Here is a 12,779-nt window from a genome sequence, read left to right as displayed (position 1 = left end):
CCGAGTCTGTCCGAGGTTCGGATTTCTGCGTCACCTGCGTCATCTGCGTCATTCGCGCACCTGACCTGCGGTTTCGCGGTGACGCAGAACGGTGGGGGTGCGTCACCGGTGACGCATGCCTCCGTCATCGGGTGACGCAGGTGACGCAGGTGACGCAGGGTGACGCAGAAATCGGCTGTCTGCGTCACCCGTCTTTGGGCAGGTCACCGGCCGTTTTCGGGGGGTGGGTGACGCAGGTGACGCAGCGTCTCTCTACTTCGGACAAAGAGGGGGTGGTGTCTGTTGTGGTGCGCGGCTCAGAGAGTGAAGAAGGAGCCGCTTCGCGGCGCGACCTTCGCAGGGCGGCGCTGCCGCCGAACAGCAAGAGGAGCACGCGCCCGGGTGCTCCTCTTGCTTGTGCGAGCGGTGGTGGGCCGCGCGGTCAGAAGGCCGCTTCCTGCTCGGGTGAGGGCGGCGCGGCGGCCGGCCGCGCGATCTCGATGTAGCGGGATGTCTTGGTGCGTCCCCAGTCGATGAGGACGCCCCGGGCGGCGAGGGTGGGCTGTAGGCGTTTGAGGCGGTCGGAGAGAACCTTGCCGGTGGTGGGCCACCCTTTGGGCAGGGGGCGGAAGTCCTCGCCCGTGTAGAGGCCGGTGAGGCAGTGCAGCCATTCGGCGGACGTCATCCGCTGCTCGGTGCCCGGGTCGATGCCGGCGGCGTGCTTGAGCACCGTCTGTGCCAGCAGGTCGCCCTCGATGACGTCGTCGTTGAGGTCGTCCAGGCTGGCCCGGTAGGCGGCGAGCGCTCCCAGACCGGTGGCCGCGTCGAGCTGCGCGCACAGGTGCGCGAAGTCGGCCATGCGCAGGTCGGTCGGGATGTCCGCCTCCGCTGCCCGCACCTGCACCGTGAGGTCCAGGAGCGAGCCGAGGATGACGGGCAGCACCTCGGCGAAGTCGGACCACAGTTCCGCCTCGGTGCGCCGGACCCGGGGGCGTTCCAGGCGGAGCGGCAGGAGCCGTTCGGCGAGGTCGGGCCGGATCACGCCGACGTCGATGCCGGTCAGGAGCAGGGGGCGGCGGTAGCCGATGCGGAAGACGTCCCCGTCGGTGAACAGGGCCCGCTTGACGTCCTCGGCGCCGGTGACGATGCGGCACATGGCGTCGGAGAGATCCGGGGTCATGTGGGAGAGGTTGTCCAGGGCGGTGACCCAGCCGGCCGCCACTGCCGTGGTCAGGTTCTCCTCGTCCTTCGGGGCCCGGCGCAGGTCGCCGCTCATGCCCTCGATGATCCGCACGAGCATGCGCCCGCCGGTGGACTTGCCGGCGCCCTGCGGGCCGGTGAGGAACGGAGCGGGCACGGGCACCGACGGTGCGAGGCAGCCGATGAGCCAGGCGATGGCCAGGCACTCGGTCTCGGCGGTGGCGAAGTTGCACAGCCGCATCAGCAGGTCGATGCCCTTGCCGTCGGTGTCCTTGGCCGGCAGGGGCAGTTCCCCCGTGAGCTGGGTGCGGCGCCAGCAGACTTCCCGCGGGTCCGGGGTGTGGATGCCCCACCCGGTGGGGTGGATGCGCACGGACTGCCCGTCGCTGCGTCCCAGGTCCAGCCAGGTGGCCCCGTCGTATCCGGGGGCGACGCGGATGTGGACGGGCTGGACGTCCTCGGTCAGCGCCAGTGCTTCGATCAGGTCGAGCGCTTCCTTCATCGCGGTGCCGTTGAACACGCCGATGCCGTCCTTGAACAGGCCGACCATGAGTTCTTGCCGGTGGCTTCCCGTGGTGCCCTGGGAGCGGATCGGGCGGGCCACGGGGTGGCCGTTGCGCTGCGCGTACACGGTGCCGTCGGCGGTGCGGAAGTACCGGAAGTGCGCTTGCGCGTAGTCGGTGATGATCTCGCGGGCGGGGGTCTTCTCGTCGTCGGACATGGTCACAGTCCCAACGTGGTGCGGGCGTTGGTCCACGCGTCCACGCAGTGCCGCGGGCTCTCGCCCTTGGCCTGAGCCGCGGTGAACAGGCGAGCGACGTGGGTGTCGGTGAGGCAGCCGCACCGGCCATGGTTCGACAGCACGGCCAGGAACGTCCGGTACACGGTCGCGTGGACCGCACTGGACGCCTCGGTGATGCGCTGCTCTGCCATGGCGATGCCGCGTTCCAGGTAGGCGGGCGTGCGGTGCGGGCACTCCCCGCCCCTGCTCCCAGCGGGCACGGCGACGGCTGTCGGCCGGACCGGGGAGGGTGCCTTGACGGCCAGCGCGCGTACGGCGTCCGGCAGTTCGGCCATTACGCCGGTGCCGGGGCCGAGGTAGCGGGCGTAGGACATGGTCGACTTGATGTCCACGCCGGGCCGGCACGCGTTTCGGGACGCCATGGTGCCCTGATAGATCCAGTGCTGACCGCGCGTCGTCGGCACGGTCCGCGTGGCGGGCAGGGCGGTACGGGCCCAGGCGATGGCGTCCGCGTCGTCCAGGTCCACCACGGTCAGCCCGGCGCCGCCGGGGTGGTAGCCGACGCACACCGCCCGGCGCCACGCCGCCGACCATGCGGGCGAGACGATGACGGCCGGGTCGGTGGTGGCGGCGGCCCAGGCGTGGCAGATGCCGGGGCAGCGGCAGGGGCCCGGGGTCTTCATGTTCGGCCGGCCGCCGCACGCGTTGTCCGCGCACGCGGGGCAGTTGCCGAACGGCACCTTGCCCCGGCGCAGGGGCAGCACGGGCATGCCGGACGCGGCGAGGCTCAGCGCGGTGTGCTGGGGGTTGGGCGTCTTGCTCATGCCGCCACCTCCAGCGTGGTCGTGGCGAGGAACGCGGCGCCGATGTGCTCGGTGTAGGCGGGCGGGATGGCTTCGGTCAGTTCCTCGCGGACGTCGGTCCAGTCGATGCCCATCGCCGCTTGCAGTTCCGGGACGGTGGGCTTGCCGCCGCCGTTGCCGTAGGCGGCCACGTACGGGCCGTCGAAGTACTGGCCGTGCCGGTAGCCGCGGACCCGGCCCCGGTGCGGGACGTGGGCGGGCTGTTCGATGGTCCAGCCGCCGGCTTCGAAGTTGCGGTGTCGGATGACTCCGAGGCCGAACATCTCGCCGCAGAGGGTGAGGTCTTTGCGGATCTTCGCTCGGCCGTTGGGCTGCTCGATCACGTAGGGCAGACCGGTCCTGTCCAGCAGCTCACGGGTGGGGGCCACGAGGTCGACATGCGCGCGTCCCCAGCCCTGCGAGGCGTTCGTGCCCACGGTCAGCGCGCATCCGTGCTGGCAGGGCGGGGAGGCGTGCACGAACGCGTACCGGCGGATCTCATCGGTGGCGATCAGGTGGGCGAGGTAGGCGAGCGCGTCGCCCCGGTGGTGGGGGAAGGGGTAGTTGGGTCGGTCGGCGATGTCGCAGCCGTCGACCGCGAATCCGGCGCGGGCGTAGCCCACGGCCGCGCCGCCGGCACAGCAGAAGAGATCCAGAAGGCGGGGCCGGTGGCCACGCTCTCGCCGGATGGTGGCGGGTTGCGTCATGCTGGGAGACCTCCACAGGTCAGTTGGTTGGCAGGTGGACAAGGGCGGCCCCGGTGTTCTTGGCGGAATCGGGGGCCGCCCTTGGCGTAGCTAGGTGTGCTTGGTGCGGGCGAGTTTGAGGGTGATGCCGCCGATGCCGATGGGCCCGGCGGCGCCCGCGATGACGGTGGCGGTGTGGGCCGCGGCGTCGAGCAGGAGGCACAGGCAGGCGACCAGTCCCCAGCCGCCGGCCACGACGGCACCGGCGATCGCGAACGGGAGCAGGGCACGGCGCCAGGGGATGCCAGCCGGGTGGGTGTCGTGGACGACGATTACGACGGGCTGGCCGGTGGCCTGCGCGCGGCGGTAGGCATCGGCGGGTATGTGCGGGGCGATGTTCCCCGGCGGGGTGCGGTGGTCCATGACGGGGCTCCTCGGGTGAGCCGCGGGCCCGCACCCCGGTGGTGCGGGCCCGCTCGGATGGGTGGCTGTGCTTGTCGCGTTGCTTGTCGTCTTCCTTGTCGCGTGCTTGTCGTCTGGCTTGTCGCTTGTCTTGTCTTGTCGCTTGTCGCCTTGCAGGTCACAAGCCGTTTCCGCGCTCTCAGAGGCAGCCGGACGGCATGTGTTCTGGTGGGCGCGACAAGCGACAAGTGATCAGCTCTCGGGCGGGTGCTCGGGGGTGTGCTGGCGGTGGACGTAGCGGGCCTTGGTGCCCTCTCCGACGCGGACGGCGGTGCCGTCCTTCACCCAGTCCCGCAGCCAGCCGACGACCGTCTGACGGGACGTGCCGTGCTCCTCGGAGAGTGCGCGGGCGATCGCGGAGGCTCCAGTGCCCTCGCGGCCGGCGGCGAGCAGCAGCGCCAGCGCGGCCTGCTGTGCGGGGCTGTCCTGCTCGCCCCGCAGCGCCGACAGGTTCAGCCCGCCTACGGCCGGCGGCCCGTCGCCCCGCTCGGGGGCCTGCGGCTCGGGGGCGGTGCCGAACTGGGCGTCGATCTGCTCCCGGAACTGGCGCAGCATCGCCTCTTCGGGCGTCACCTGCTCCGCCTCGCTCTCACGCAGGGCGGTCAGGTTCAGCCCGCCCGAACCGGCGTCGGAGTCGTTGCCGTGGTCGGTATCGGTGAGGGTGAGGTCGCGCATCCACGCGGTGCGCTCGGCCTCCCAGCGGCGGGCGTAGGAGGGCCCGGCCGCCTTGGCGGACACGTCGTCCAGGCGCGGGTGCCGGTCGGAGGTGGCGACGGTGATGTCGCGGATCTGGTTGGGCAGGATCCGCCAGGACTTGAACAGCGCGGCCGGCGATTCGGGGGTGCCCATGAACCCGGACCCCTTGTAGGGGGCCTGGTCGACGCGCAGTCCGCGCCGGCCGGGGAACATCTTGCCCAGGTCCATGCCCTCGGTCTCACCGCCGGTCAGGGCGACGCGGACCTTGCCCTCTCGGCGGATCATCAGGTTGCCCAGCACGCTGCCGGTGGCACCGAGCGCGGTGAGCACGGTACGGATGCCCATGGCGCGCAGCATCCGGATGACTTCCAGGATCTTCTTGGCGAGCTGCTTCATCTGCCGGTCGGTGCTGACCAGGATCTCCGCGCCCTCGTCGATGACCAGCAGGATCTGCGGAATCTTGGCGCTGATGGGGAGCAGGTCCGTGTTCGCCTTGGCCAGCAGGTCCTGATACGCCTTCTTGCGGTGCAGCCCGATGGCCAGCGCGGCATCGAGCATCAGCACGGCCTCCTCGTAGGAGGAGGCGAGCCAGTCCACGCCGGGCCGGACGGGCTTGCCGTCCTGGCTGGTCAGCTCGCCGTTCAGGGCGGGCAGCACCCAGGGCAGTCCGGCGCTGCCGGCGTTGAGGTCGATCACCCAGGTGAGCACGTCCTGCGCGCGGGCGAACCCGGCGAGGATCGTGTGCACCATGTTCGTCTTGCCCGACCCCGTGGGACCGACGACCAGCGCGCACTGCTCGCGCAGGTAGGCGGAGACGATCTCCCCGTTGGTGCGCACCCCCCACGGCAGACCGGACAGGACCGACAGGGGCCCGTAGTCCTCCGGGTATGGGCAGTCCTCCTTGAGGACGTTGACCGTGGTCACGTCCATGATCGTGCGGCCCTGGTGGATACCGGGCCCGGCACTGGCGGTGCAGCCGTGCGGCAGCCTGGCATCCGCCGACAGTTGCACCGAGTACTGCGCGATCCGGTCGTAGGTGACGCCGCCCTGCGGCTCCAGGTCCAGGGAGTAGCCTGCGCCGGTCGGCCACATCTCCACCCCGACCACGCGCACACTGATCGAGCAGATCCGCTGGATCCGCTCCACCCACTCCGCGGCGATCGCCCGCCGCTCCGCGGACAGCTCCCGCGCAATCTCCCGCTGCTCGGCAGCGATGGCTTCCTCCTCGCGGGCTTCCTCGAACAGGGCGGAGGAGCGGGCAGCGGCGCCGATGCCGACGCCGATGGTGGCCAGGGAGCCGAGGGCGGCCCAGGTGAGGGGGCCGTGGGTCATGGCCCAGGTGGTCCATCCGGCGCCGACCAGCCAGGAGGCGGCGCGGGTGGCAAGCGTCCGGCCGGCGTTGCGGACGCGCAGGCCGACGACGGTGTGTCCGAGGGCGCCGGCCGCACCCACGGCCAGGGCCCAGCCCGGGGGCATGTGGGTGGCGGCGCCGGTGGTGGCGACGGCGAAGGCTCCGGTGGTGGCGGACAGGGCGCCGGTCACGGGTCCGTGACCGGCCGCCCAGTCCAGCACCGGGCCACTGCTCGCCTGCTGCTTCTTGGTGGCGGTGGCGGTGCTGCTCATCTCAGACGTTCCAGCCCTTCTCGGCCTCGGTGCCGTTGCGGGGGTCCTCGTGGCGGGCGATGTCCTGCTCGTGGGCCTGCCGGAACAGCGGGCCCATGTCCTCCGCGACCGCGACCGCGCTCATCAGGGCGCCGAAGATGTCGTTGAAGCCGTCCGCGACTTCCTTCTCCAGCGGGAACTCCGAGTCGGAGCGCTCCGCGAGGATCTTCATCACGTTCGCCACGCTGGTCAGCGCGGCCGGTAGCCCTTCGACCATGGCCAGGATCTCCATGGCGTTCTCGGGCTCGTAGGAGTTGGCGGCCTGCGCCATCTCCTCAGCGGCCTCTTCAAAACGGAAACCGGACACGTGCTCTCCCTCGATCGACGGGGTGTTCGTGCTGGTGGGAACGGTGGACGGGGGACGCTCGACGCTGTCCGTGATGCCGTCGGCCCCGTCCTTGGCGGCTTCCGCGTCGGCGGCGGCTTCCTGCTCGGCCTGCTCCTGGCGGATCGCCTCATCCCGCGCGGCCCGCTGCTCGGCAGCAACACCGGTCAGACGATGGAACAGGCGCCGTCCGGGGTGGATGAGCCAGGGCAGTCCGAGCTTCCGGCCGATCGGGCTGGTGACCAGCCCGAGCAGACCGACCGGGAGGGCGAGCAGGGCGGCGAGCAGGCGCCGGCCGTGGAACCGGGCCGCGGACCTGCGCAACGCCCGCCGCGCCGCCCGCCGGACCGGCGCCTTACGGACCGCCGCACGCTTGGCTGCGACCGTGCCAGCGGCCTTGGCGTCGCGCTGGGCACGGTGCTTAGCAACCGCCGCATCCCGCGCGGCGCGAGCCTTACGGGCGGCACCACCAAGCAGCCGACCGCCCGCACCGCCCCGGGGTCCGGCGCGGTGAGCGAGCCCGGCGCCGCCGGCGGTGGTGCGGGCCTTGGCGTTGCGGCGGGCGTCCGCGACCGCGCGGCGTGCCGCGGTCGTCTGCGCCCGCTGACCGGCCCGGGAGCCGGCCGCGGCCTGCTGCGCGGACCGGCGCAGGGCCTTGACCTGCCCCACCTTGCCCGCAGCCTTCCCCGCGGCCCCAGCAACCGCGCGCTTGGACTTGGACGTGGCCTTGCCGGTGGTGCTGCGGGTCTTCCCGGCCGTGCCGGTTCCCGTGCTGCCGTGGCGGGCGGTCGTGCCAGCTCCGCGGCGGTGCTGGCCCGGACCGTTGCCCGACTTGCCACCGGAGCGACCGGCGCGGGAGCCAGCCGAACGGCTGCTCCCGGCTCGGCTACTGCCGGCCGTGCCTACTCCGGTGCGGCGCGGGCCCGCGCTGCGGGCGGCGGACCGGCCTGCGGTGCGGGCGGCGGTGCGGCGGGCTTGCTTGCGGGGGTTGGTCTTGCGACTGCGGGAGCCCGCCACGGTGCCGAGGACGACGGCGCCCGTCGCGGCCACTATGGCAGCGATCGGACCGCCGGCCAGGGCGGCGGTGGCGACCATGCCCACCGTGCTGTTCGCCCCGGCCAGGGCGAGCGGGACGACCGGCCAACCGCCGGGCGTGTGCTCCACCCCGGCATCGGCCGGGGCCTGCTCGGTTGGCGCGGGTGCGGGCGGGGGCGGTGCGGGAGCCGGGATGGCTACCGGCTCGGTGCTGAGTTCCGTCATGCTGGGAGCACTCCTTCAGGGGAGTAGGGCCCGGCCAGGGCTGTAGGAGGCGATCTGGCCGGGCCTGCCAACAGGGCTCATGCGGCGCGCTGTTCCTCGGAGTAGGCACACGGTGTGCACGTGCCGAGCGAGGGCGGGATCACGTATCCGGGATCCCGCCGGCACCGCGGGCAGATCCGCCGGGCGGCGTTGGCCTTGGCCAGGGCCGCCCGCTTCGCGGGCGTCATCGGCCGAACGGGCTTGGCCTGCTCGATGCGGTAGAGGTAGGCGACCAGCGGTTCACGCCGTCGGCGGGGGCGTTCGAGCTGCGCGGCGACGTCCTGTCCGCCGGGCCGCAGGCCGAGGGCGCGCAGCTGGCGGCGTGTGGCCAGTCCGTCCGGGGCGAGCCGCCACCGGTAGGTGGGGAGGCTGGCCATCAGCTGCTCGCGATGGCCAGTTGAGCACCGCCGGCGCCCGGGTCGCGGTGTTCGGCGTAACGGGCGGACACCCACCCCACCGACCAGCCGCACAGCTCCGCGGCAGAGCGCACGGACAGCTCTGCGCCGAACGCGGCGGCCACGATCTGCCGAGCGTCGTCCTCGGCAAGCTTGCCGTTGGCCGGCCCACGCGCCAGCAGCGCGGCGCGTTCACGCTCGGCCCGCTCCTCGCGCTCCTGCCGTTCACGGCGTTCACGCGCTTCCCGCTCGGCGCGCTCGCGGGCACGGCGCGCGGTGGCCTCCCGCTCGGCCCGTTCACGCTCCTGTTCACGCTGTTCACGCTCGCGTTCACGGCGTTCACGCTCGGCCCGCTCCGCAGCCTCCACCCGCTCCCGGGCTTCCCGCTCCTCGCGGCGCTGGCGCTCCTCCCGCTCGGCCTGTTCGCGGGCGAGCGCGGCTTCGTGCTCACGCTGTTCACGGGCCAGCGCCGCGGCGTGCTCCCGCTCCTCGCGGGCCTGCCGACGGGCGGCTTCTTCCCGCTCCCGCACCGCCTGCTCGCGCCGCTCCCGCTCGGCCCGCTGCTGCTCCTCCAGCGCCGTCACGGCGGCGGCGATGGCCCGGCGGTAGGCGAGGCTGGTCTCCGCGGTGACGATCAGCAGCAGCGGCGCCACCGCGTGGACAGCGACGCCGACCAGGTCTTTCTTCAGTGCGGAGTCGGCGGTGTTGAGGGCGAGCGTCATAAGACCGGTCATCCACCGCAGCACCATGGGCCAGCGTCCGCCGTGCCCGCCCAGGCGGGCCAGCACGTCATCGAGCTTGACCACGATGACCACCGCGGCGTCCACCACGAGCGGCAGGATCGGCGCCGTCCAGTCCCACTCCTCGGCCGTGTGAGCGGCCATCAACGGCGTCACGGTGAGGATGGAGTAGAGCATCGCCCCGCACACGATCAGCCACGTGCCGCCCGACAGGGCCCGCTCTGCTGAACGCGTCTGAACACTGTTCACGCCGCACCCCCCACCGGCTCCGGAGCGGGCGTGAACGCCCGGCGGAACCCGTTGCAGGAGGCGTCGTAGATGAACGCCGCGATGCACCACATGGACGCCGACGCCGGGCGTTCACCGGCGGGCACCCACGGGGTCCCGACGGGCACGCCGTGCGTCGCGGTGTCGGCGTAGGCGTCCTCACGGGAGGCGTAGATCGTGTGCGGCGCGCCGTAGTGCATCAGCACCGTCAGCGTGTCGCCCTCCACCGGCCCGCGCTGCAGTTCCTCGCGCAGCCGGCGGATCTCGATGTCCTTCAGCAGCAGCTCCTGCTGCGCGGCGGACAGCTCCTCCATGGCCAGTGCGAGGATCGCGCCCACCTCGGACGTGGCCGCCTCCGACCGCTCGGCGCGGTCGGTGACGGCGTACAGCTCCCGCACGTGGCGGCCCCACGCTGCATCCGCCTGCGCCTGTACGTCCCGCGCACGGCCACGGGCCTGGTCGGCGTCCTGCTCCAGCCGGGCGATACGGCCGGCGGTGACGATGCGGATCACGCCGCCTCCCCGCGGCCGGCGCGGTTGGCCAGCACCACGCGCGTGGCCAGCGCCTTGCGGCGGGCCCGGCGGATCCGGCGGGCGTCCAGCGCGCCCGGGACGCGCTCCAGCGCGGCGATCTCCGCGTCGACCAGGTCGACGTCCGCGAGGATCGCGGGCATCTCCAGCTCGATGGCGTCCAGCTCCGCGTCCGTCGGCTCCTTCCAGTCGGCGAACGCGGTAACAGCTTCCTGAACAGTGACGATGTGGCTCATTGGGTCGTGTCTCCCTAGCAGTAGGTACGGCCCCAACAGCGGCCCCGGGTGGCTAGACCCGGGGCCGCCCGCCGTCTAGGACAAGCCTCTCGATCTGCACGAGCGGCCACGGCTCCCCGGCACAGCGCGCCGCGTACGGCGCAGGTGCCGGGGACCGTGAGCACTGGTGCTCAGGCGGGACGACGATTGCCCCGCAAAGGTTCTGCGGAAGTCGGATCAAGCGAGGCCGGATCCGCCCCGCGGGACAGATCCGGGCAGGTCACCTGGCCCAACATGGGTGGTCGGGGTGGTGACCCGCACCCATCGACCACCCGTGTTCAGGTGGCTGGGTCGGCACTCTGTTGAGTTCTTCGCAGTGCGAAATCCGGGCCTTGCATCCGGGCACTGACACAGCTGGTGAAGCCCTTTCGGGCGCCCGTTGCGTGCACACCACAGACCCGACGCGAGCCGGTATCTGGTGCGCACCAGTAGGTTGCATCTGGTGCGCACCAGAGTCAAGGTGGTTTGCCGATTTGAAGGGCGTTCACCTCGCCGCGGTGCCCCTTCAGGAGACTGTCTGAGGCAGGGTCACCGGTAGCCAACAGGACTTAACTTCCGGCCTGTTAACCCCTGTTGACCTGCGGCGACGTGCGGCATGCTGGGATGGTCAGTTGAGGGCATCTATCGCCGGACGGTGGCCTGTGAGCGCAGGACTTCGAAGTGCGCGGACGGCGCGCGGCTGGTCTCAGGAGCGACTGGTTCGTGAGATTGAGCAGTACGCCCGACGGAGCGGCACGGACGTCGCGTCGACAGCGAGTTTGCGGGTGTACGTGTCCGAATGGGAGAACGGCAAGCGCACCATCTCGGACCGGTACGCGGCCATCCTGCGGCAACTCCTCGGCGTGACCGATGGGGAGCTGCGGGACGCCGCGCCGACGCCCGTGGCGCCGACGGCAGACGGCTACGACGAGCTACTCAGCCGGATCGATGCCGCCGACAGCGTCAGTGAGTCCATGGTGAAGGCGTTCAACGACCAAACTGAGTTGCTCCGCACCATGGACCGGCAGAGGGGCGCCGCTCATCTCATCGACCAGATGACAGGTCATCTGGCAGCCCTCGAAGAGACGCTCAACTTCACCGTGCTGCCGACCGCGCGTCGACCGGTGGCGCTCGCGCTCGCGGGTGCGTCGACGCTCGCAGCCTGGCAGGCAATCGACTCGGGGGCGGTCGAACGGGCGTGGCGTCACTACGAACAGGCCAAGCAGGCGGCGCGCGATGCTGAGGCTCCGATGTACCTCGCCCACGCCATGGCAGAACAGGCGTACGTCCTCTGCGAGGCTGGGCGGCCGGCGCTCGGCGTCGACCTGGTCCGCGAAGCGCGGCGCACCGTCGGCCAAGCCGGCTCCGCTCGGCTCCATGCATGGCTGTACGCCGCGGAAGCGGAGATGTGCGCGCACGCCGACATGCCGGACGACAGCCGCCGTGCGCTCGATGCCGCACTGGCCAGCATTCCGCCGGGCCCGGAGGACCGGGACCCCGACATGCTGAGCATCTTCCTGAACGGTGCCCACCTTGCCCGGTGGCACGGCAACGTGCTTGCGCTCCTTGGTGACGGTGACGCAGTCACCAGTCTGTATGAGGCGATGGACGGCATGGACGCGACATTCGTACGGGCCAGGGCCGGACTGCACACCGACCTGGCGCATGCGCATCTCGCCCGAGCCGAGTACGACGACGCGCACACCCATCTGAGGCAGGCCCGACTGTTGGCGAGCCGCACCGGATCGGTTCGGCAGCGCCGTCGTGTCGACATGCTCAGTGCGCGGCTGTGACTCCCTGCGCACGCCGGTTGGCCAGGATGTGCAGCAGTGCGACGAGCGTGCCCGACCCCATCAGCTCACCGCGGGCCATGAGCCCCGGAATGTCTGCGAGGGGAACCCACTCGATGTGCCCCGCCTCTTCTAGGTCCGTCGGTGAACCGACCTTCTCGGCCCCGTTGCCCACGAAAATCTCGTGTGGCGAGTCGACCATGCCCACCATGGGCTGGTAGGTCACAACGTGCTCTAGAGACCTCGGCCGCCAGCCGGTTTCCTCGACGACTTCGCGCATCGCCGTCTCCGCCGGGTCCTCACCCTCGTCAACGATGCCGCCAGGGAGCTCCCAGCCGAACTGCTGGGGGACAAATCGGTACCGCCAAATCATGAGCACGCGGTCCTGATCGTCCAGGACAGCGGTTACCGCCACGTGGTGCAGCCTTACCACGTGATGCTCGAACGGCTCCATGCCAGGCGGCTGCACGTCCCAGAGTTGCAGCTTGACCCATCGGTTGTCGTATAGGTCGCGCTCGCCGTGGATGCGCCACGGCTCCAGCCCTTCCGGCCGCTCGACGCTCACCGCGCCTGGCACTCGGTATGAGCTCCGTCCGCGTACCTCCAGGGCGCCCTCAGCGACGAGACGGGCGAGCACTTGCCGAAGAGCCGTCCGGCCGATGCCCAGTTCTTCGACCAGCGTGCGCTCTGAGGGGAACTTGTCGCCAGCGGCGTACTCGCCGGCGGTGAGCCGCGCGTGAAGCGTCTCGTAGACCTTGGTCGTCTTCGGTCCCATCCGCGGAGCACTCTCCATCCTGAAGTGGCGCGAACCAGCGTAACGCCTTGCGATGCGATTGGTGGGGGCCGGGGATGTCCCGTCCTCGGAACGACGGCGCATGTGGCTCTCACGCCCTCACTCACGGTGATGACG

At 71.5% G+C, this 12,779-nt stretch carries 12 protein-coding genes; 1 reads left to right on the top strand and 11 read right to left on the bottom strand.

What is annotated here, in order from left to right; genetic code table 11:
• Positions 1-421: 421 nt before the first annotated feature.
• The 10 genes from QWM81_RS19920 to QWM81_RS19875 form a co-directional block, all read right to left on the bottom strand.
• Entirely contained in the window at positions 422-1,900 is a 1,479-nt protein-coding gene (locus QWM81_RS19920) for an AICE element replication initiation protein (protein ID WP_290113558.1), read from the bottom strand.
• Positions 1,901-1,902: 2 nt separating this feature from the next.
• Positions 1,903-2,745: a bifunctional DNA primase/polymerase gene (locus QWM81_RS19915; RefSeq protein WP_290113500.1), complete on the bottom strand. Its 843-nt coding sequence runs from the start codon at positions 2,743-2,745 to the stop codon at positions 1,903-1,905.
• On the bottom strand, positions 2,742-3,470 hold the full coding sequence (locus QWM81_RS19910; RefSeq protein WP_290113498.1) for a DNA cytosine methyltransferase: 729 nt from the start codon (positions 3,468-3,470) through the stop codon (positions 2,742-2,744). The genes QWM81_RS19915 and QWM81_RS19910 overlap by 4 nt, the downstream gene beginning before the upstream one ends.
• 90 nt (positions 3,471-3,560) lie before the next feature.
• Positions 3,561-3,872, bottom strand: a complete 312-nt coding sequence (locus tag QWM81_RS19905; protein ID WP_290113497.1) for a hypothetical protein — start codon at positions 3,870-3,872, stop codon at positions 3,561-3,563.
• Between the two features lie 231 nt (positions 3,873-4,103).
• On the bottom strand, positions 4,104-6,230 hold the full coding sequence (locus QWM81_RS19900; protein ID WP_290113496.1) for a hypothetical protein: 2,127 nt from the start codon (positions 6,228-6,230) through the stop codon (positions 4,104-4,106).
• A 1-nt stretch (position 6,231) separates the two neighbouring features.
• Positions 6,232-7,854, bottom strand: a complete 1,623-nt coding sequence (locus QWM81_RS19895; protein ID WP_290113495.1) for a hypothetical protein — start codon at positions 7,852-7,854, stop codon at positions 6,232-6,234.
• 77 nt (positions 7,855-7,931) lie between these two features.
• Positions 7,932-8,270: an RRQRL motif-containing zinc-binding protein gene (locus tag QWM81_RS19890; protein ID WP_290113494.1), complete on the bottom strand. Its 339-nt coding sequence runs from the start codon at positions 8,268-8,270 to the stop codon at positions 7,932-7,934.
• Entirely contained in the window at positions 8,270-9,277 is a 1,008-nt protein-coding gene (locus QWM81_RS19885) for a DDRGK domain-containing protein (RefSeq protein WP_290113493.1), read from the bottom strand. The genes QWM81_RS19890 and QWM81_RS19885 overlap by 1 nt, the downstream gene beginning before the upstream one ends.
• Positions 9,274-9,807, bottom strand: a complete 534-nt coding sequence (locus QWM81_RS19880) for a hypothetical protein (RefSeq protein ID WP_290113492.1) — start codon at positions 9,805-9,807, stop codon at positions 9,274-9,276. The genes QWM81_RS19885 and QWM81_RS19880 overlap by 4 nt, the downstream gene beginning before the upstream one ends.
• On the bottom strand, positions 9,804-10,061 hold the full coding sequence (locus tag QWM81_RS19875) for a DUF6284 family protein (RefSeq protein WP_290113491.1): 258 nt from the start codon (positions 10,059-10,061) through the stop codon (positions 9,804-9,806). The genes QWM81_RS19880 and QWM81_RS19875 overlap by 4 nt, the downstream gene beginning before the upstream one ends.
• An 803-nt stretch (positions 10,062-10,864) precedes the next feature.
• Here QWM81_RS19875 and QWM81_RS19870 point away from each other — a divergent pair.
• Complete coding sequence (locus tag QWM81_RS19870) at positions 10,865-11,872, top strand: NsdA family TPR-like regulatory protein (RefSeq protein ID WP_290113490.1); 1,008 nt, start codon at positions 10,865-10,867, stop codon at positions 11,870-11,872.
• On the opposite strand, the gene QWM81_RS19865 is transcribed toward QWM81_RS19870, so the two are convergent.
• Complete coding sequence (locus QWM81_RS19865) at positions 11,856-12,644, bottom strand: NUDIX domain-containing protein (protein WP_290113489.1); 789 nt, start codon at positions 12,642-12,644, stop codon at positions 11,856-11,858. The two genes, QWM81_RS19870 and QWM81_RS19865, sit on opposite strands and share 17 nt — an antisense overlap.
• Positions 12,645-12,779: the final 135 nt, after the last annotated feature.

Source organism: Streptomyces ficellus (assembly GCF_030406405.1).
Lineage (GTDB): Bacteria > Actinomycetota > Actinomycetes > Streptomycetales > Streptomycetaceae > Streptomyces > Streptomyces ficellus_B.
This window is presented reverse-complemented; position numbering and strand designations above follow the sequence as displayed.